The organism is Rhizobium rosettiformans W3 (assembly GCF_004912135.1).
Classification (GTDB): domain Bacteria; phylum Pseudomonadota; class Alphaproteobacteria; order Rhizobiales; family Rhizobiaceae; genus Allorhizobium; species Allorhizobium rosettiformans.
Window position 1 is genome coordinate 316,607 of the sequence record NZ_STGU01000003.1, and the last position, 19,702, is coordinate 336,308.

Annotated in this window: 18 protein-coding genes; 16 read left to right on the forward strand and 2 right to left on the reverse strand. The window is 61.9% G+C overall.

Translation table 11 applies throughout. The features are described 5' to 3' along the window. Window positions 1-6 precede the first annotated feature (6 nt). The 15 genes from sdhA to FAA86_RS07660 all read left to right on the forward strand — a co-directional run bounded on the left by sdhA (window position 7) and on the right by FAA86_RS07660 (window position 16,585). Window positions 7-1,848 (forward strand): succinate dehydrogenase flavoprotein subunit, encoded by a 1,842-nt coding sequence (gene sdhA, locus FAA86_RS07590; RefSeq protein ID WP_136539474.1) that lies wholly within the window; start codon window positions 7-9, stop codon window positions 1,846-1,848. A 15-nt stretch (window positions 1,849-1,863) separates the two neighbouring features. Next, window positions 1,864-2,643 (forward strand): succinate dehydrogenase iron-sulfur subunit, encoded by a 780-nt coding sequence (locus FAA86_RS07595; protein WP_113461518.1) that lies wholly within the window; start codon window positions 1,864-1,866, stop codon window positions 2,641-2,643. A gap of 183 nt (window positions 2,644-2,826) precedes the next feature. Further along, on the forward strand, window positions 2,827-3,354 hold the full coding sequence (locus tag FAA86_RS07600) for a protease inhibitor Inh/omp19 family protein (protein ID WP_113461517.1): 528 nt from the start codon (window positions 2,827-2,829) through the stop codon (window positions 3,352-3,354). 60 nt (window positions 3,355-3,414) lie between these two features. Next, window positions 3,415-4,590, forward strand: coding sequence for a cell division protein ZapE (gene zapE / locus FAA86_RS07605; protein ID WP_136539476.1), 1,176 nt, complete (start codon window positions 3,415-3,417; stop codon window positions 4,588-4,590). 161 nt (window positions 4,591-4,751) lie between these two features. Continuing rightward, a complete protein-coding gene (gene mdh, locus FAA86_RS07610) occupies window positions 4,752-5,714 on the forward strand; it encodes a malate dehydrogenase (RefSeq protein ID WP_113461515.1) in 963 nt (320 codons plus the stop codon). A gap of 43 nt (window positions 5,715-5,757) precedes the next feature. After that, complete coding sequence (sucC, locus tag FAA86_RS07615; protein ID WP_136539478.1) at window positions 5,758-6,951, forward strand: ADP-forming succinate--CoA ligase subunit beta; 1,194 nt, start codon at window positions 5,758-5,760, stop codon at window positions 6,949-6,951. An 18-nt stretch (window positions 6,952-6,969) separates the two neighbouring features. Then, window positions 6,970-7,872 (forward strand): succinate--CoA ligase subunit alpha, encoded by a 903-nt coding sequence (gene sucD / locus FAA86_RS07620; RefSeq protein WP_113461512.1) that lies wholly within the window; start codon window positions 6,970-6,972, stop codon window positions 7,870-7,872. A 160-nt stretch (window positions 7,873-8,032) separates the two neighbouring features. Continuing rightward, window positions 8,033-11,029 carry a 2-oxoglutarate dehydrogenase E1 component gene (locus tag FAA86_RS07625; RefSeq protein WP_113461511.1) on the forward strand — a complete coding sequence of 999 codons (2,997 nt, stop codon included), beginning with the start codon at window positions 8,033-8,035 and terminating at the stop codon, window positions 11,027-11,029. Window positions 11,030-11,086: 57 nt separating this feature from the next. After that, on the forward strand, window positions 11,087-12,325 hold the full coding sequence (odhB, locus tag FAA86_RS07630; protein ID WP_136539480.1) for a 2-oxoglutarate dehydrogenase complex dihydrolipoyllysine-residue succinyltransferase: 1,239 nt from the start codon (window positions 11,087-11,089) through the stop codon (window positions 12,323-12,325). Between the two features lie 12 nt (window positions 12,326-12,337). Next, window positions 12,338-12,751, forward strand: coding sequence for an MAPEG family protein (locus FAA86_RS07635; protein WP_136539482.1), 414 nt, complete (start codon window positions 12,338-12,340; stop codon window positions 12,749-12,751). Window positions 12,752-12,759: 8 nt separating this feature from the next. Continuing rightward, a complete protein-coding gene (locus FAA86_RS07640; protein WP_136539484.1) occupies window positions 12,760-13,254 on the forward strand; it encodes a hypothetical protein in 495 nt (164 codons plus the stop codon). Continuing rightward, entirely contained in the window at window positions 13,251-14,000 is a 750-nt protein-coding gene (locus FAA86_RS07645; RefSeq protein ID WP_136539486.1) for an SDR family oxidoreductase, read from the forward strand. The genes FAA86_RS07640 and FAA86_RS07645 overlap by 4 nt, the downstream gene beginning before the upstream one ends. A 24-nt stretch (window positions 14,001-14,024) precedes the next feature. After that, the gene (gene lpdA / locus FAA86_RS07650) at window positions 14,025-15,431 is read left to right on the forward strand and encodes a dihydrolipoyl dehydrogenase (protein WP_136539488.1); all 1,407 of its coding nucleotides are present in this window, start codon (window positions 14,025-14,027) and stop codon (window positions 15,429-15,431) included. Window positions 15,432-15,562: 131 nt separating this feature from the next. Next, window positions 15,563-16,063, forward strand: a complete 501-nt coding sequence (locus tag FAA86_RS07655; RefSeq protein ID WP_136539490.1) for a cytochrome b — start codon at window positions 15,563-15,565, stop codon at window positions 16,061-16,063. A gap of 18 nt (window positions 16,064-16,081) precedes the next feature. Then, window positions 16,082-16,585 (forward strand): DUF2867 domain-containing protein, encoded by a 504-nt coding sequence (locus FAA86_RS07660; protein ID WP_136539492.1) that lies wholly within the window; start codon window positions 16,082-16,084, stop codon window positions 16,583-16,585. Here FAA86_RS07660 and FAA86_RS07665 read toward each other — a convergent pair. Continuing rightward, window positions 16,558-17,649: a TraB/GumN family protein gene (locus FAA86_RS07665; protein ID WP_136539494.1), complete on the reverse strand. Its 1,092-nt coding sequence runs from the start codon at window positions 17,647-17,649 to the stop codon at window positions 16,558-16,560. The two genes, FAA86_RS07660 and FAA86_RS07665, sit on opposite strands and share 28 nt — an antisense overlap. A 90-nt stretch (window positions 17,650-17,739) precedes the next feature. Continuing rightward, entirely contained in the window at window positions 17,740-18,663 is a 924-nt protein-coding gene (locus FAA86_RS07670; RefSeq protein ID WP_136539496.1) for a tyrosine recombinase XerC, read from the reverse strand. A gap of 145 nt (window positions 18,664-18,808) precedes the next feature. Between FAA86_RS07670 and FAA86_RS07675 the strand changes: the two genes are divergently transcribed. Further along, on the forward strand, window positions 18,809-19,702 hold the full coding sequence (locus tag FAA86_RS07675) for a GNAT family N-acetyltransferase (protein ID WP_136539498.1): 894 nt from the start codon (window positions 18,809-18,811) through the stop codon (window positions 19,700-19,702).

Here is a 19,702-nt window from a genome sequence, read left to right on the forward strand (position 1 = left end):
ATCAACATGGCAACCATTCACAACTTCGCCCAGACCGGCAAAGCCTACACCTATGTTGACCATTCCTATGACGTGGTGGTCGTCGGCGCTGGTGGTGCCGGTCTGCGCGCCACGCTCGGCATGGCCGAACAGGGCTTCAAGACGGCTTGCATCACCAAGGTCTTCCCGACCCGTTCGCACACGGTCGCGGCACAGGGCGGTATCGCCGCCTCGCTCAACAACATGACGCCGGACTGCTGGCAGTGGCACCTTTACGATACCGTCAAGGGTTCCGACTGGCTCGGCGATGTCGACGCCATGCAGTATCTCGCCATGGAAGCGCCGAAGGCGGTCTATGAGCTCGAGCATTACGGCGTGCCCTTCTCGCGTAACGAAGAAGGCAAGATCTATCAGCGTCCGTTCGGCGGCCACATGCAGAACTACGGCGAAGGCCCGCCGGTGCAGCGCACCTGCGCTGCCGCCGACCGTACCGGCCACGCCATCCTGCACACGCTTTATGGCCAGTCGCTGCGCAACAATGCCGAATTCTTCATCGAGTATTTCGCGCTCGACCTGATCATGTCGGAAGACGGTCGCTGCACGGGTGTCGTTGCCTGGAACCTCGATGACGGCACGATCCATCGCTTCACCGCCAAGATGGTGGTTCTGGCGACCGGTGGCTATGGCCGCGCCTATTTCTCGGCCACCTCGGCGCACACCTGCACCGGTGACGGCGGCGGCATGATTGCCCGTGCCGGCCTTCCCCTGCAGGACATGGAATTCGTGCAGTTCCACCCGACGGGCATCTACGGCGCCGGCTGTCTGATCACCGAAGGTGCGCGCGGCGAAGGCGGTTATCTCGTCAACTCCGAAGGCGAGCGCTTCATGGAGCGTTACGCGCCGTCGGCGAAGGACCTTGCCTCGCGTGACGTCGTCTCGCGCTGCATGACGATGGAAATCCGTGAAGGCCGCGGCGTCGGCAAGAACAAGGACCACATCTTCCTGCATCTCGACCACCTCGATCCGGCGGTCCTGCACGAGCGCCTGCCTGGCATCTCGGAATCGGCGAAGATCTTTGCTGGCGTTGATGTCACCCGCGAGCCGATCCCGGTTCTGCCGACGGTTCACTACAACATGGGCGGCATTCCGACCAATTACTGGGGCGAAGTGCTGAATGCCGATTCCAGCAACCCGGAACGCATCATCCCGGGTCTGATGGCCGTCGGCGAAGCCGGTTGCGCATCCGTTCATGGCGCAAACCGTCTCGGCTCCAACTCGCTGATCGACCTCGTGGTCTTCGGTCGCGCCGCTGCGATCCGGGCTGCCGAAGTCATCAACAAGGCCGAGCCGATCCCGGCGCTCAACGTCCAGGCCTGCGACGCCATCATGGCCCGCTTCGACAAGACGCGTCATGCCTCTGGCCAGACCCCGACTGCCGTGCTGCGCGACAAGATGCAGCGCGCCATGCAGGAAGACGCAGCCGTTTTCCGTACGCAGGAATCGCTGGAAAGCGGTTGCCAGCGTCTGTCGGCGATCTGGAAGGAACTGCCCGACATCAAGGTCACCGACCGCTCGATGATCTGGAATTCCGATCTGGTCGAAACGCTCGAGTTGCACAACCTGATGGCCAATGCGATCACCACGGTCTATGGCGCCGAGGCCCGCAAGGAAAGCCGCGGCGCGCATGCCCGCGAAGACTACAAGGACGGCCCGATGGGCGGTCGCGACGATGCCAACTGGCGCAAGCACACGCTGGCCTGGGTATCGGAAGAGGGCGACGTCAAGCTCGACTACCGTCCTGTTCATACCGAGCTCATCGCCGACGGGATCGATCCGAAGAAGATCGAGCCCAAGGCTCGCGTCTACTGATTTGAGGAACTCATCATGGTAGAACTCGCTCTCCCCAAGAATTCCCAGGTCACGGAAGGCAAGGTCTGGCCGAAGCCGGCCGGTGCCAAGAATGTGCGCGAATACCGGATCTATCGCTGGAATCCGGATGATGGTGCCAATCCGCGCATCGACACCTACTACATCGATGTCGATGATTGCGGTCCGATGGTTCTCGATGGACTTCTCTACATCAAGAACAATATCGACCCGACGCTGACGCTGCGCCGTTCCTGTCGCGAAGGAATCTGCGGTTCCTGCGCGATGAACATCGACGGCACGAACACGCTCGCCTGCACCAAGGGCATGGACGAGATCAATGGCACCGTGAAGGTCTATCCGCTGCCGCATATGCCGGTGGTGAAGGACCTCGTGCCTGACCTCACCAACTTCTACGCCCAGCACCGCTCGATCGAGCCCTGGCTGAAGACGGTTTCGCCGACGCCGGCCAAGGAATGGAAGCAGAGCCACGAGGATCGTCAGAAGCTCGACGGTCTCTATGAGTGCATTCTCTGCGCCTGCTGCTCGACATCCTGTCCGAGCTACTGGTGGAACGGCGACCGTTACCTCGGTCCTGCTGTCCTCCTGCAGGCCTATCGCTGGCTCATCGATTCCAGAGATGAAGCGACCGGTGAACGTCTCGACAATCTCGAGGATCCGTTCCGTCTTTATCGCTGCCACACGATCATGAACTGCGCACAGGCCTGCCCGAAGGGTCTGAACCCGGCCAAGGCGATTGCCGAGATCAAGAAGATGATGGTCGAGCGTCGCGCCTGAGCCACATCGTCACAAGATTGCGAGGCCGCCCGGGAACAGTTTCGGGCGGCCTTAATTTATCCTTATAGTGCCGGCTATCGATCGAACGTGATATGGAACTTGATTAACCATATTCGCGTAACATATTTCTAACCCAGTTGTACGGCAGGTTGCGGCGCAGGTCGCGAGAGCGGGAGTATAATGATGAAATTCAGCCATGCAGTCACCGGAGCAGCCATCCTTCTGGCGCTCGCGGGGTGCCAGCGTACATCCTATAGCAGCATGAACGCCGCCAACAGCGCCCTTCCGCCGCTGCAGGCGCAGCCCGTTCCATCCGTACAGTCCGGCCAGCTGCCGCCTCCGGGCAGCGCCGACCCGTCGCAGTTCCCGGCGGCTCCGGCCACGACCACGGCTGCTCTCGATCCGGCAGCCGGCGCGCCCGCGACCGCGCTTGATGTCACCAAGGAATCGATGGTCGGCAACTGGCGCGTCCAGAGCGCCGGCACGAGCTGCGACATGTTCCTGACGCTCACCAATCTTGGCAGCGGCTCGCGTGGCGGTACGCGCGGCTGCGCCGGCGAGCTGACGACCATGGGGTCGTGGGAAGTGTCCGGCAAGGCCGTCGTGCTCAAGGACCGCAACGGCAACACGATCGGCAGCGTCTACAAGACGGCCGATGCGCGTTTCGACGGCAGCTCCGCCTCGGGGCAGCCGATCAGCCTGAGCCGCTGATCCCATTCTCATTCCTGCGGTGGCCCGCAAGGGGCCACCCTCCCGGCGGGACACCATTTCATGCAGCCAATTCCTGACTACGGCTTGAGCGTCGCTGAGCAATTGCGCGCTATGACGGAGGCGGGGACGCTTCAGCCCGACCGTTACCAGTTCGATGTGGCCGAGAAGCTCGATCGCATCCTGACAGAGCTGAAGGCGCGCAAGCCGGCGGCCAAGAAAAGTGCCCTAGGCTGGATGTTCGCCCGATCACGCAAGCCGGAAATTCCGATCAAGGGACTTTATGTCCATGGCAGTGTGGGTCGCGGCAAGACCATGCTGATGGACCTTTTCTTCAAGCTGGCGCCCGTCGAGCAGAAGCGCCGCGCCCATTTCCATGAATTCATGGCCGATGTGCATGGGCGCATCCATGCCCATCGCCAGAAACTCAAGGCCGGCGAGACCAAGCAGGCGGATCCGGTGCCTCCGGTCGCCGCAGCCCTGCGCGAGGAGGCTCAACTCCTCTGCTTCGACGAATTCACCGTGACCGATATCGCGGATGCGATGATCCTCGCCCGGCTCTTCACCGAGCTCTTTGCGCGCGGCTGCACGCTCGTTGCGACCTCGAATGTCGAGCCGGACAATCTCTACAAGGACGGCCTCAATCGCGGGCTCTTCCTCCCCTTCGTGGATCTCCTGAAAAAGAACGTCCAGGTATCGACGCTGGATTCCCCGACCGATTATCGGCTGGAGAAGATGGAGAGCCTGCCGGTCTACATCGCGCCGCTCGACGACGCTCCCAAGATGATGGATATCGCCTGGCAACGCGTGACCGAGGGGGCTCCCGAGGCTCCCGTCTCGATCCAGATGAAAGGGCGGGTGATCGAAGTGTCCCGCGCGGCCAATCGATGCGCACGCTTCAGTTTCCGCGATCTTTGCGAGCGGCCGCTTGGCGCATCCGATTATCTGGCGATTGCCAAGCGGTTCGACGTCGTCTTCGTCGAGAACATCCCGCATCTCGGTCCGGAGAAGCGCAACGAGACGAAACGCTTCATCATCCTCATCGACGCGCTTTACGATGCGAGCGTTAGGCTTTTCGCCTCCGCCGTTGCCATGCCCGAGGCTCTGCTGACGGAGAAAAAGGGCACCGAAGGCTTCGAATTCGACCGCACAGTTTCGCGTCTTTTCGAGATGCGCAGCGCCGATTATCTGGAGCTGCATCAGTCAAAACGACAAAATCATGACGGCCAAGTGACATAATATTTGACGTTTACGTAAGAATTTTATGTTCTAACCGATTGAAATTGATACACCGAAAATTATCGTTTGCGATTTAGACCCTTTGGAGCTATGCGGTTTGTCCACAAGGGCAGGCTAAAACTTGTCTCGACCTTGGTCGCGGATCCAAAAGGAAGTCTACAATGGCGCGCAAAAAGATCGCTCTTATCGGTTCTGGAATGATTGGTGGAACGCTGGCGCATCTCGCCAGTCTGAAGGAACTGGGCGACATCGTCCTGTTCGACATTGCCGACGGCATCCCGCAGGGCAAGGGTCTCGATATCGCCCAGTCCGGTCCGGTCGAAGGTTTCAATGCCAAGCTCTCCGGTGCGAGCGACTACGCCGCCATCGAAGGCGCAGACGTCTGCATCGTCACCGCCGGTGTCGCCCGCAAGCCGGGCATGAGCCGCGACGATCTGCTCGGCATCAACCTTAAGGTCATGGAACAGGTCGGCGCCGGCATCAAGAAGTATGCTCCGAACGCCTTCGTCATCTGCATCACCAACCCGCTCGACGCGATGGTCTGGGCTCTGCAGAAGTTCTCGGGCCTGCCGGCCAACAAGGTCGTCGGCATGGCTGGCGTTCTCGATTCCGCCCGCTTCCGTCACTTCCTCTCGGCTGAGTTCAACGTATCGGTCGAAGACGTCACCGCCTTCGTTCTCGGCGGCCACGGCGACACGATGGTGCCGCTCGCCCGCTACTCCACGATCGCCGGCATCCCGCTGACCGACCTCGTCAAGATGGGCTGGGTCACCAAAGAGCGCCTCGAAGAAATCATCCAGCGCACCCGCGACGGCGGCGCCGAAATCGTCGGCCTGCTCAAGACCGGTTCGGCTTACTACGCACCTGCTGCTTCCGCCATCGAGATGGCCGAGTCCTACCTCAAGGACAAGAAGCGCGTTCTGCCTTGCGCCGCCTACCTCACCGGCCAGTATGGCGTGAAGGACATGTATGTCGGCGTTCCCGTCATCATCGGCGAAGGCGGTGTCGAGCGCATCATCGAGATCGACCTGAACAAGGCCGAAGAAGAAGCCTTCCAGAAGTCCGTCGGCGCCGTTGCCGGCCTCTGCGAAGCCTGCATCAACATCGCTCCGGCTCTCAAGTAATTGCCACCAGCCCGACAGGGCGGCCCACAACAGGGACATGACAATGAACATTCATGAATATCAGGCCAAGGCTCTTCTGAAGAGCTTCGGTGCACCGGTCGCCAAGGGTGTGGCGATCCTCAAGGTCGAAGAAGCCGAAGCTGCTGCCAAGCAGCTTCCTGGCCCGCTTTACGTGGTCAAGAGCCAGATCCATGCCGGCGGCCGCGGCAAGGGCAAGTTCAAGGAACTCGGCCCCGACGCCAAGGGCGGCGTTCGCCTGGCGAAGTCGATCGATGAGGTCGTGGCACATGCCAAGGACATGCTCGGCAACACGCTGGTAACCGCCCAGACCGGCGATGCCGGCAAGCAGGTCAACCGTCTCTACATCGAAGACGGCGCCGACATCGCTCGCGAACTCTACTGCTCGCTCCTCGTCGACCGCTCGGTCGGCCAGGTTGCCTTCGTCGTTTCGACCGAAGGCGGCATGGACATCGAGGCCGTGGCCCATGACACGCCCGAGAAGATCCACACGATCGCAATCGATCCGCAGGCCGGCGTCACCGATGCCGACGTTGCCAAGATCTCGGCTGCGCTGGAACTGACCGGTGCTGCTGCCGAAGACGCGAAGTCGCTCTTCCCGATCCTCTACAAGGCCTTTTCCGAGAAGGACATGGCGCTCCTCGAGATCAACCCGCTGATCGTCATGCAGGACGGTCACCTGCGCGTTCTCGACGCCAAGGTCTCCTTCGACGGCAACGCCCTCTTCCGTCACGACGACGTACGCGAACTGCGCGACGAAACGGAAGAAGACTCCAAGGAAATCGAAGCCTCCAAGTGGGACCTCGCCTATGTCGCCCTCGACGGCAATATCGGCTGCATGGTCAATGGTGCCGGTCTCGCCATGGCGACGATGGACATCATCAAGCTCTACGGCAAGGAGCCGGCAAACTTCTGCGACGTCGGCGGTGGCGCCGGCAAGGAGAAGGTCGCGGCTGCCTTCAAGATCATCACCGCCGACCCGAAGGTCGAGGGCATCCTCGTCAACATCTTCGGCGGCATCATGAAGTGCGACGTCATCGCGGAAGGCGTCATTGCCGCCGTGAAGGAAGTCGGTCTGAAGGTTCCGCTCGTCGTTCGCCTCGAAGGCACCAATGTCGAACTTGGCAAGAAGCTCCTGAACGAATCCGGCCTCGCGATCACCGCAGCCGACGATCTGGACGACGCCGCCAAGAAGATCGTCGCGGCGATCAACGGCTAATCTCAAGGGACCTAACTGATGTCTATTCTTGTAAACAAGAACACCAAGGTCCTCGTGCAGGGCCTGACCGGCAAGACCGGTACCTTCCACACCGAACAGGCGCTTGCCTATTACGGCACGCAGATGGTCGGCGGTATCCATCCGAAGAAGGGTGGCGAAAACTGGACCGGCTCCAAGGGTGAAACCCTGCCGATCTTCGCGACCGTTGCCGAAGCCAAGGAAAAGACCGGTGCGGACGCATCCGTGATCTACGTTCCGCCGGCAGGGGCTGCTGACGCGATCATCGAGGCGATCGACGCCGAGATCCCGTTCATCACCTGCATCACCGAGGGTATCCCGGTCATGGACATGGTGCGGGTCAAGGCCAAGCTCGACAAGTCCAAGTCGCGGCTGCTCGGCCCCAACTGCCCGGGCATCCTGACGCCGGAAGAATGCAAGATCGGCATCATGCCGGGCTCGATCTTCCGCAAGGGTTCGGTCGGTATCGTCTCGCGCTCGGGAACTCTGACCTATGAAGCGGTGTTCCAGACTTCGAACGAAGGCCTCGGCCAGACGACCGCCGTCGGTATCGGTGGCGACCCGGTCAAGGGAACCGAATTCATCGACGTGCTCGAGATGTTCCTGGCAGACCCGGAAACCACCTCGATCATCATGATCGGCGAAATCGGCGGTTCGGCTGAAGAAGATGCGGCGCAGTTCCTCATCGACGAAGCCAAGAAGGGCCGCAAGAAGCCGATGGCCGGCTTCATCGCGGGCCGTACGGCGCCGAAGGGCCGCACCATGGGCCATGCCGGTGCTGTCGTTTCCGGTGGCAAGGGCGATGCGGAATCGAAGATCGCCGCCATGGAAGCCGCCGGCATCAAGGTTTCGCCTTCGCCGGCACGCCTGGGCAAGACCCTGGTCGAAGTCCTCAAGGGCTAAGACCTGACGAAAATCAAGCCAGGCGTAGGATTGGTCCTCCAATCCTACGCCTGGACTTCGCATCTTTAGGACGATTCGCTTTTTGCGATCGCGAGCGGCAGGCCGGGCATCCGGCCATCAATTCAAGTCGGGAGGCGAGCCGAGACGCTCGCGAAACACAATGGGTAGGCAAGAAGCCAACGAGCAGTTTCTGATCACGTCCTTCCTCGACGGATCGAATGCGGCCTATATCGAACAGCTTTACGCACGCTATCAGGAAGACCCTTCTTCGGTCTCCGACGAATGGCAGGCCTTCTTCAAGGCGCTCGCCGACAATCCCGGCGACGTGAAGAAGGCAGCCTCTGGCGCCTCCTGGAAGCGCAAGAACTGGCCGATCGCCGAAGGCGGTGATCTCGTCAACGCGCTCGACGGCAACTGGGGCGTGGTCGAGAAGGCCATCGAGAAGAAGGTTCAGGCCAAGGCCGAAGCGACCGCCGCTTCCACGGGCAAGCCGGTTTCCGAAGCCGAAGTGCTGCAGGCAACCCGTGATAGCGTTCGCGCCATCATGATGATCCGCGCCTATCGCATGCGCGGTCACCTGCATGCCAAGCTCGACCCGCTCGGTCTCGCCGCTCCGGTCGACGACTACAACGAACTGTCCCCGACCGCTTACGGCTTCACCGAAGCCGATTACGGCCGCAAGATCTTCATCGACAACGTGTTGGGTCTGGAATACGCCACGATCCCGCAGATGCTCGACATCCTGCAGCGCACTTATTGCTCGACGCTCGGCGTCGAGTTCATGCATATCTCTAATCCGGAAGAAAAGGCCTGGATCCAGGAGCGCATCGAGGGCCCGGGCAAGGGCGTCGAGTTCACGCCGAACGGCAAGAAGGCCATCCTGCAGAAGCTGATCGAGGCAGAGGGCTTCGAGCAGTTCATCGACGTCAAGTACAAGGGCACCAAGCGCTTCGGTCTCGACGGCGGTGAATCGCTGATCCCGGCACTCGAGCAGATCATCAAGCGCGGCGGCCAGGAAGGCATGGAAGAGATCGTTCTCGGCATGGCCCATCGCGGCCGCCTGAACGTTCTGTCCCAGGTCATGGGCAAGCCGCATCGCGCGATCTTCCACGAGTTCAAGGGCGGTTCGTTCAAGCCCGACGAAGTCGAAGGCTCGGGCGACGTGAAGTACCACCTCGGCGCGTCCTCCGACCGCGAATTCGATGGCAACAAGGTACACCTGTCGCTGACGGCAAACCCGTCGCACCTGGAAATCGTCAACCCTGTCGTCATGGGCAAGGCCCGTGCCAAGCAGGACCAGATTGCCAAGGCCTGGGAAGGCGACGTTATTCCGCTCAAGGAGCGCGCGAAAGTTCTGCCGCTGCTTCTGCACGGTGATGCGGCCTTTGCCGGTCAGGGCGTCGTTGCCGAAATCCTCGGTCTCTCCGGCCTGCGCGGTCACCGCGTTGCCGGCACCATGCACTTCATCATCAACAACCAGATCGGCTTCACCACCAATCCGGCCTTCTCGCGCTCGTCGCCTTATCCGTCCGACGTCGCCAAGATGATCGAAGCGCCGATCTTCCACGTAAACGGTGACGATCCGGAAGCCGTCGTCTACGCGGCCAAGGTTGCCACCGAATACCGGATGAAGTTCCACAAGCCTGTCGTCGTCGACATGTTCTGCTATCGCCGCTTCGGTCACAACGAAGGCGATGAGCCGAGCTTCACCCAGCCGAAGATGTACAAGGAAATCCGCGCCCACAAGACGGTCGTTCAGCTCTATGGGGAACGTCTGATCGCGGAAGGCCTGATCTCGGAAGGCGAACTCGAGAAGATGAAGGCCGACTGGCGCGCGCATCTCGAGCAGGAGTTCGAGGCCGGCCAGAGCTACAAGCCGAACAAGGCCGACTGGCTCGATGGTGCCTGGTCGGGTCTGCGCACTGCCGACAATGCCGACGAGCAGCGTCGCGGCAAAACCGCCGTGCCGATGAAGCAGCTGAAGGAAATCGGCCGCAAGCTGTCGACCATTCCGGAAGGCTTCAAGGCACATCGCACCATCCAGCGCTTCATGGAAAACCGCTCGCAGATGATCGAGACCGGCGAAGGCATCGACTGGGCGATGGGCGAAGCCCTTGCTTTCGGTTCGCTTGCCGTCGAAGGCCACAAGATCCGTCTGTCCGGCCAGGATTGCGAACGCGGCACCTTCTCGCAGCGCCACTCGGTTCTCTACGATCAGGAGACCGAAGAGCGTTACATCCCGCTTGCCAATCTCGCTCCGAACCAGGCGCGCTACGAAGTCATCAACTCGATGCTGTCCGAAGAAGCCGTGCTCGGTTTCGAATACGGCTATTCGCTCGCCCGTCCGAACGCGCTGACGCTCTGGGAAGCCCAGTTCGGCGACTTCGCCAACGGTGCACAGGTCGTCTTCGACCAGTTCATCTCGTCGGGCGAACGCAAGTGGCTGCGCATGTCCGGTCTCGTCTGCCTTCTGCCGCATGGCTATGAAGGTCAGGGTCCGGAACACTCGTCTGCCCGCCTCGAGCGTTGGCTGCAGATGTGTGCAGAAGACAATATGCAGGTCGCCAACGTCACGACGCCGGCGAACTACTTCCACATCCTGCGCCGTCAGATGAAGCGCGACTTCCGCAAGCCGCTGATCATGATGACGCCGAAGTCGCTGCTGCGTCACAAGCGCGCCACGTCGAGCCTTGCCGAAATGGCCGGCGAAAGCTCGTTCCACCGCCTGCTGTGGGACGATGCCGAGGTCATCAAGGACGGCCCGATCAAGCTGCAGAAGGATGCGAAGATCCGTCGCGTCGTGATGTGCACGGGCAAGGTCTACTACGACCTGCTCGAAGAGCGCGAAAAGCGCGGCATCGACGACATCTACCTGCTGCGCATCGAACAGCTCTATCCGTTCCCGGCCAAGGCGCTCATCAACGAGCTCTCGCGCTTCCGCAATGCGGAGATGGTCTGGTGCCAGGAAGAGCCGAAGAACATGGGCGCCTGGTCGTTCATCGATCCCTATCTGGAATGGGTGCTTGCCCATATCGACGCAAAGTACCAGCGGGTGCGCTACACCGGCCGTCCGGCCGCTGCCTCGCCGGCAACCGGCCTGATGTCCAAGCACCTCGCCCAGCTCGAAGCCTTCCTCGAGGACGCTCTGGGCGGTTGATCCGCCCAGACTACTCCCCGCAGACCGTAACGTTCTCTGACCAACGGAATTGAGATCATGGCCACTGAAATCCGCGTACCCACCCTCGGCGAATCCGTCAGCGAAGCCACCATCGGCACCTGGTTCAAGAAGGTCGGTGACACCGTGAAGGCTGACGAGCCGCTCGTCGAACTGGAAACCGACAAGGTGACCGTCGAAGTCCCGTCGCCTGCCTCGGGCGTTCTGACCGAAATCGTTGCCCAGAACGGCGAGACTGTCGGTCTCGGCGCGCTGCTCGGCCAGATCGCCGAAGGCGCTGCGGGCTCCGCCGGCGCCGCTGCACCTGCTCCGGCCGCCGCACCGGCTCCGGCTGCTGCGCCCGCTCCGGCAGCCGCCGCTCCGTCCGCCCCTGCTGCCGCTTCGTCCATGCCGGCTGCTCCGGCTGCTGCCAAGCTCGCTGCCGACAACAACATCTCCACGTCCGACGTCGACGGCTCCGGCAAGCGCGGTCAGGTCCTGAAGGGTGACGTGCTCGCCGCCATCGCCAAGGGTCCCGCCGCACCGGCTCCGGCCGCCGCTCCGGCTGCACCGCGTCCGGCCTCTTCGGCTGACGACGCCTCGCGCGAAGAGCGCGTGAAGATGACCCGTCTGCGCCAGACGATCGCCAAGCGCCTCAAGGACGCCCAGAACACGGCCGCCATGCTCACCACCTATAACGAGGTGGACATGAAGGCCGTCATGGACCTGCGCAACCGCTACAAGGACATCTTCGAGAAGAAGCATGGCGTGAAGCTCGGCTTCATGGGCTTCTTCACCAAGGCCGTCACGCATGCGCTGAAGGAACTGCCGGCTGTCAACGCCGAAATCGACGGCACCGACATCATCTACAAGAACTACTGCCATGTCGGCGTTGCCGTCGGCACGGACAAGGGTCTCGTGGTTCCGGTCGTGCGCGATGCCGACCAGATGTCGATCGCCGAAATCGAAAAGGAAATCGGTCGCCTCGGCAAGGCTGCCCGTGACGGTCAGCTGTCGATGGCCGACATGCAGGGCGGTACCTTCACCATCTCGAACGGTGGCGTCTACGGTTCGCTGATGTCGTCGCCGATCCTGAACGCCCCGCAGTCGGGTATCCTCGGCATGCACAAGATCCAGGAGCGTCCGGTCGTCGTCGGTGGCCAGATCGTCATCCGTCCGATGATGTATCTCGCGCTCTCCTACGATCACCGCATCGTCGACGGCAAGGAAGCCGTTACCTTCCTCGTTCGCGTCAAGGAAAGCCTTGAGGATCCGGAACGTCTGGTTCTCGACCTCTAAGGAGACTTCACAATGGAGCCGGTTTCCGCTTCCGCCTCTCCGCTTGTCCTGCTCCTCGCCTGGAGCGTAGTTCTGCTTGTCGCGCATGTCCTTCTGCAGGGCATGCTCGCCACCAAGGAGTTGGGCACGGAGTGGAATGCCGGCCCGCGTGATGAAGGCAAACAGCCGGCGGGCAAGCTCGCCGGCCGTGCCGCGCGCGCGTCCTCGAATTTCCGCGAAACCTATCCGGCCTTCATCGCACTGGCCGCCGGGCTGCTGTTTACCGGCGAAGTCTCCGGTCTCGGACTGACCGGCGCGATCATCTGGTTCGTCGGACGCATCGTCTACTACCCGCTCTATCTCGCCGGCATTCCCTATATCCGCTCGCTCGTCTGGCTCGGTGCCATGGCCGGCCTCGGCCTCATGTTCCTCGCGCTGGCGTTTTGAGGTGCGGGATGGGCGCGTCTTCAAGGGCAATAATACTTCTGGCAGCGCTCGCGCTCGCTGACGCGGCCTTCGCCGCCAATTGCCCGATCGAGAAGACGACTTATCGCGAAGCCGAAACCGGCGTCGAACTCGTGTTCTCGGCGGCGAGCGGCGAGAATACGCCTGTCAGCCACGGCTTCCGCAGCGAGATCGGCTCCTTCAAGCTCGATGGCCATGTCATGTTCGACCCCGAGATCGAACGGCCGGTGGCGATGCTGATGAACAACTGCCCCGAGGGTGACGTGACGGGCGCGGATATCGCCGCCTGCACCATCTGGAAGGGCATCGTCTACGGCATCGACGAAAAGACCGGCCACGTGGACCTTCTGCCGCCGGAAGGCGCCGACGCGCCGGACGCCATTCTCCTGCCCGGCCTCGGGCCGGCTGTCCTGTCCTCCGTGATCGGCAAGGGCATGGAGGCAGCGCCCTGGGATGTCTTCGAGTTCAAGGGATGTGCAGCATGAGCCAGCGTCCCCTCGTTCTCGTCACCGGCGGCAGCCGCGGAATCGGTGCCGCCGTCTGCCGCAAGGCCGCCGCACAGGGTTATGACCTGATCGTCAACTACCGCTCGGACCAGTCGGCTGCAGAAGCCGTCGCCGCCGATTGCCGGGCGCAGGGTGCCAGGGCCGAGATCGTCCAGGGCGATACGGGCACGGAAGAGGGTGTCGCCGCCATCTTTGCCGCTGTCGATCGTCTTGGGCCGCTTCATGGTCTCGTCAACAATGCCGGTGTGGTGGATGTCACGGCGCGGGTCGATGAATTCGACCGCGCGCGGCTCGACCGCATCTTTGCCATCAACGTGATCGGCAAGATCCGCTGCGCCACGGAGGCGGTGAAGCGGATGTCGACGAAGCATGGCGGGCAGGGCGGTGTCATCGTCAACCTGTCCTCCATCGCAGCCGTGCTCGGAGCGCCCGGGCAATATGTCGACTATGCCGCTGCCAAGGGTGCTGTCGACACGTTCACCCTTGGGCTTGCGCGTGAAGTCGCAACGGAAGGTGTTCGGGTCAATGCTATCAGGCCCGGCATCATCGATACCGAAATCCACGCATCGGGCGGCCTGCCGAACCGCGCTCGCGACCTCGCGCCGATCGTTCCGATGCAAAGGCCCGGGACGGCGGACGAAGTGGCCGACAGCGTTCTTTATCTCCTCTCGCCTCAGGCATCCTATGTGACGGGTGCCATCTTGAATGTCAGCGGCGGTCGATAACCGTCGAAAACGAAGGAAGCTCCCATGTCTTATGATGTCATCGTTATCGGCTCCGGCCCCGGCGGCTATGTCTGCGCCATCAAGGCGGCCCAGCTCGGCATGAAGGTTGCCGTGGTCGAAAAGCGCGCCACCTATGGCGGCACCTGCCTCAACATCGGCTGCATCCCGTCCAAGGCCCTGCTGCATGCATCGGAAGTCTTTCACCACGCTGCCCATGGCATGGCCGACCTCGGCGTGGATGTCGGTGCACCGACGCTGAACCTGCCAAAGATGATGGCGCACAAGGATGCGACCGTGAAGTCGAACGTCGAGGGCGTTTCGTTCCTCTTCAAGAAGAACAAGATCGACGGCATCCAGGGCACGGGCAAGATCCTCGGCGCCGGCAAGGTTGAGGTCACCAACGATGCCGGTGAAGTCCAGGTTCTCGAAACCAAGAATATCGTGATTGCCACCGGCTCCGACGTCGCCGGCATTCCGGGGGTTGCCGTCGAGATCGACGAGAAGGTCATCGTGTCCTCGACCGGCGGTATCGCGCTTGAAAAGGTGCCGGGCAAGATGATCGTCGTTGGCGGCGGTGTCATCGGCCTCGAGCTCGGCTCGGTCTGGTCGCGTCTCGGCGCCAAGGTGACCGTGGTCGAATATCTCGACACGATCCTCGGCGGCATGGACGGCGAAGTCTCCAAGCAGTTCCAGCGCATCCTTGCCAAGCAGGGCATGGAATTCAATCTCGGCGCCAAGGTCACTGGTGTCGAAAAGTCGGGCGAAGGCGCCAAGGTGACGTTCGAGCCGGTCAAGGGCGGTGAAGCCCAGACGCTGGAAGCCGATGTCGTGCTCGTCGCTACCGGCCGCAAGCCCTACACCGCAGGCCTCGGCCTCGAAGAAGCCGGCGTTGCGCTCGATAACCGTGGCCGCGTCGAAATTGACGGCCACTACCGCACCAATGTCGCCGGCATCTATGCCATCGGCGACGTGGTCAAGGGCCCGATGCTCGCCCACAAGGCGGAAGACGAGGGCGTGGCACTCGCCGAAATCCTCGCCGGCCAGCATGGCCATGTGAACTACGACGTCATCCCGGGTGTCGTCTACACCCAGCCGGAAGTCGCCTCCGTCGGCAAGACCGAGGAAGAATTGAAGGCCGCAGGCGTATCGTACAAGGTCGGCAAGTTTCCGTTCACCGCCAACGGCCGCGCCCGCGCCATGCTCGCCTCCGACGGTTTCGTCAAGGTTCTCGCCGACAAGGACACGGATCGCGTTCTCGGGGTGCACATCATCGGCCTCGGTGCCGGCGAGATGATCCACGAGGCGGCCGTGCTGATGGAGTTCGGCGGTTCCTCGGAAGATCTCGGCCGCACCTGCCACGCGCATCCGACCATGTCGGAAGCCGTGAAGGAAGCCGCACTCGCGACCTTCTTCAAGCCGCTGCACATGTGATGCGGCTGACCTGACATAGGTCAAATATTATATTTCGGTAAGATTGAAGGCCGTCGCTTGCTCCACAAGCGGCGGCCTTTATCATTGTCTGGGCAATGCCTCCCTGGAACCGCACGAAAAGGCAATGACCGATGGCTGCTCTCGCCCCGACCTCCTATTCGATCCCGCAAAAGGCCCTGCACTGGCTGATGGCCCTGCTCATCCTCTTCAACCTCATCTTCTCGGATGCGATGGAAGAGGTCGCCGAAGCCTATGAGCGTGGTGAAGTGCCCTCGGCCGACGATCTGACCTTCGCCAATATCCATGCCTATGTGGGTATCGCGGTTCTCTGTCTCGGGCTTGTCCGGCTTGCCATTCGGCTTAAACGTGGCGCGCCACCGGCGCCGGCCGAGGAGCCGCCGCTCCTCCAGCTGGCCGCGAAGCTCGCCCATGGCACCTTCTACGCGCTGTTCTTCCTCATCCCGCTCAGCGGCATCGGCGCCTACTACTTCGGCAATGAAACCGCAGGCTTCGTGCATGGCGGTCCGCTGAAGGCACTCATGTGGCTATTGATCGCGGTGCATATCCTGGCGCTTCTGGTACACCAGTTCTACTGGAAGACGCCGATCGCCACGCGCATGACGCGGGGGTGACGGCCAGAGGAGGGTCGGATGAGTGTTGTCGAGCAGCGTGTCCCGCTTCCTCATCCTGATCTTCCCAAGGCTGACTGGGCCGACAGTTACAGCATCCGCCTTGAGCGATCCGACCTGGAACCCATTGAGGTTGCGAGAGACCTCCTGGGCCGAGCACCGCGCTGGGTCCGCGTCCTCTTGAAGATCCGCAATGCAATCGGCGGTCTCTTCGGTCTGAAAGCCGCCGAGCTCGAGGTGACGGGTCAGGACCGGATCGGTGGCTTTCCGGTTCTGGCTGAGGACGACCAGCATGTGCTGCTCGGGTTCAACGACAAGCATCTGGATTTTCGGATTATCGTGGCGGTGGAGCCGGAAGGCGTCACCCATCAACATGTGACGCTCACCACGCTCGTTGAGCGTCACAACCTGTTCGGCCGGCTGTATATCTTCGTCATCACGCCGTTCCACAAACTGATCGTGAAGACGTTCCTGAAGCGCTTCGCGGCTTCCACGCGTCAGCCGTCGATCCGCGTGACCGTATAGCCCTGTTTGCGGATCAGTTCGATCAGACCTTCCTCGCCCGGCAGATGCAGCGCACCAACCGCAATGAAGGCGTTGCCCTTCTCGAGATGCGGCTTGCTGCCCTCAGCCATGACCAGATTGCGGTCGCGCACGATGCGGGTTTCGAAAGCGGCATAGGCGCTTTCATCCTCGCCGTCTTCCGTCGGAGCCACCGCCTTCAGCATCGGCATGGTCATGCCGATATCGCCGGCGAGATAAAGCTCGGTCATCGTTTCGATGACATCCTCCATCTTGTCGCCAAGTGCGATCGTCTCGATCAGGGCCTTGAAGTGGAAATCGACCGGCAGGTCGGCCATGGCTTCGAGCTGCTCAACGAGCGTCTCCAGTCCTGCCACCGGCTTGCCGGCCTTCACGGCATCTTCGGCAATCTGCTTGTCGAGGAAGGATGCGCCGGCTGCCTTGCGTGACAGTTCGCAGGCGGGCAGGGCGACGAAGCTCGCGAGGATCCAGGGCTTCATCCGCGCAACGGCGCCAAGCGCCAGGCCGCGCTCCTTCAGGCCCGTCTCCAGCTTTTTCATTTCGTCAGTGTCGAGATGGTCCTTCACCGACTTGCCATCCGTGAACATCGTCAGCTCAGGATGCATGAGGAGCGAAGCGGCAGCCTTCTTTTCGTCCAGAATTTCATCGGATTCGATGACCACCACGTCGGCCGCATCCGCTGCTTCGCGTGCACCCTTGGGCATGGTCAGAACACGCGGGTCGGTGACATGCATGGTGCCGAGCAGGTAGGAAGGTTTCAGACCGTCCTTCTCGATCTTCCAGAAGATGCCCTGGCCATTCGGGACCTTGGCGGCTTCGGCGCGGATCTCTGCAAGTTCTTCCGGCTTCTCCGCCTCCATTGCCACGAGCAGGTTTTCACCATGGCAGGCAGCATCGGAGGCATGGGCAGGGCTGACCGCCAGGATAGCGGCAAGGAGCAAAGCGACAAGAGCAAGCGGCAGCGCGCCGGCGATCCAGAGACCGATCTCAGACGGCGAAAGGCGCGGCAGATGTGGCCGCTGCGAGAAAAGGCGGTGCGCGTTCATGTCATCTCCTGTCAGAAGTCGAGAGAATAGAAGCGATCGCCCTCACGTTCGATTAAGGATCTTGGTTAACGCAGGCGCGATCGGGACGCGTCAGGCGCGGGGATGGGCGCGGTCGTAGATGTCCAGAAGCCGAGCGCTGTCGACGCCAGTATAGATCTGGGTGGTCGAGAGGCTCGCATGGCCGAGCAGTTCCTGGATCGTCCTCAAGTCGCCGCCACTGCCGAGAAGATGGGTGGCGAAGGAATGGCGGAGGGCATGTGGTGTGGCGGTATCCGGCAGGCCGAGCGCCGAACGCAGCTTCTGCATTTCGCGCTGAATGATCGCCGGCTGCAACGGGCCTCCCCGGGCCCCGCGGAAGAGCGGCGCGCCGGCTTCGAGATGGTAAGGGCAGAGCTTGTAATAGGTTTCCACCGCCTCCAGAACGACGGGAAGCAGCGGTACCAGCCGCGTCTTACCGCCCTTGCCGGTGATCCGCAGGCTGGTCGGTCTGCCGTTGAAGACATCGGGTGTGAGGCCGAGTGCTTCCGAAATACGCAGCCCGCAGCCGTAGAGCAGCGACAGCACCGCTGCATCGCGCGCCGCAATCCAGGGCTCCTCGTTCATCTGCATGCCCTGGTCGACAACCGCCAGGGCCTGGCTGCCGCTCAGCGGCTTGGGCAATGACTTCGGCTGTTTGGGCGATCGGATGGCGCTGGCGCCGGCCGCATTGACGAGCCCCTTGCGTTCGAGGTGACGCAGAAAGGACCTCAGCCCCGCCAGATGCCGTCCAAGCGAGCGGGCGCCGGCACCTTCCTTACGGCGATGGGCGAGGAAGCTTCGAAGGTCTGCAGGACGCAAGGCCTCGATATCGCGGATCTTCACCTTGCCGCCGACATAGCCGGAGAGAAACTGCAGGAACTGGCGCGTGTCGCGCTCATAGGCCTCCAGCGTATTGCCGGACAAACGGCGCTCGGCGTCCAGGCTTTCGAGCCATGCCGCGCGTTCGCCAAGAATGTTTTCGTCAGCCGGGATCAATTGCGCGCCTTATGCGTTCTCGGATGTTGGCCTGCCTCGGCACGATGGCGCGCGAGGGTTAAGGAAGCACGAAGACCGGAGCTGTCATGATCGGATCACAAATCGCTGCCAGAACGCATCAGGAATTCTGGCGAGGTATTTGCTGATGCGCCGCTCTCCCGTCTCCACCTTTGCCAGCGTCACCGACACTCTGTCGCTTCTGTCGCAAGGTCGCCCCGGTCACATCGTCGACACGCTGATTGCCGAGCGTGGGCAGAAGCTCGTCGAGCATCCGCTGTGGCCCGCGATGCGGCCCTTTCTTTATAGCGTTCTGCGCTACGACAAGGCGATCCAGTTCGCCAATGACGTCGCGAACCTGCCGGGTCCGCAGGTGTTCGACTATTTGAGCGCTGCTCTCGGCCTCGATATCCAGATCCGGCATGCTGATCGCATCCCGTCATCCGGTGGCTTCATCCTTGTCAGCAATCACCCGACCGGGATTGCCGACGGGGTTGCCATGTATGATCTGCTGAAAGATCGCAGACCCGATATGACCTTCTTCGCCAACCGCGATGCCGTCAGGGTCAATCCGCGCCTCGCGGAGATCATCATTCCCGTGGAATGGCGCGAAGAGCACAAGTCGAAGCTCAAGGCGCGTGAAACGCTGAAACTCACGACGCGGGCCGTGGAAGAAGGCCGAGCCACCATTCTCTTTCCTTCGGGTCGCATCGCCTATTGGGACGAAGGCAAGCTCAACGAGCGGCCGTGGAAGACATCGGCCATCTCGCTTGCCCGCAAATACAATCTGCCGATCCTGCCGGTGAACATGAAGGCCCGCAATTCCGGGCTGTTCTACTGGTTCGCCCGCTGGTCGACGGAATTGCGCGACATGACCGTTTTCTACGAGCTTCTTAACAAGCGCGGCGGTCGTTTCGATTTCACGGTCGGCAACCTGATCCCGGTCGAGGCACTCGATGGTGATCCTGCCGAGGTGACACGCGCGCTAGAAGCCTACACGGTCCACCAGCTGCCGGCCGATCCCGATCGCAGCTTCGGCTGA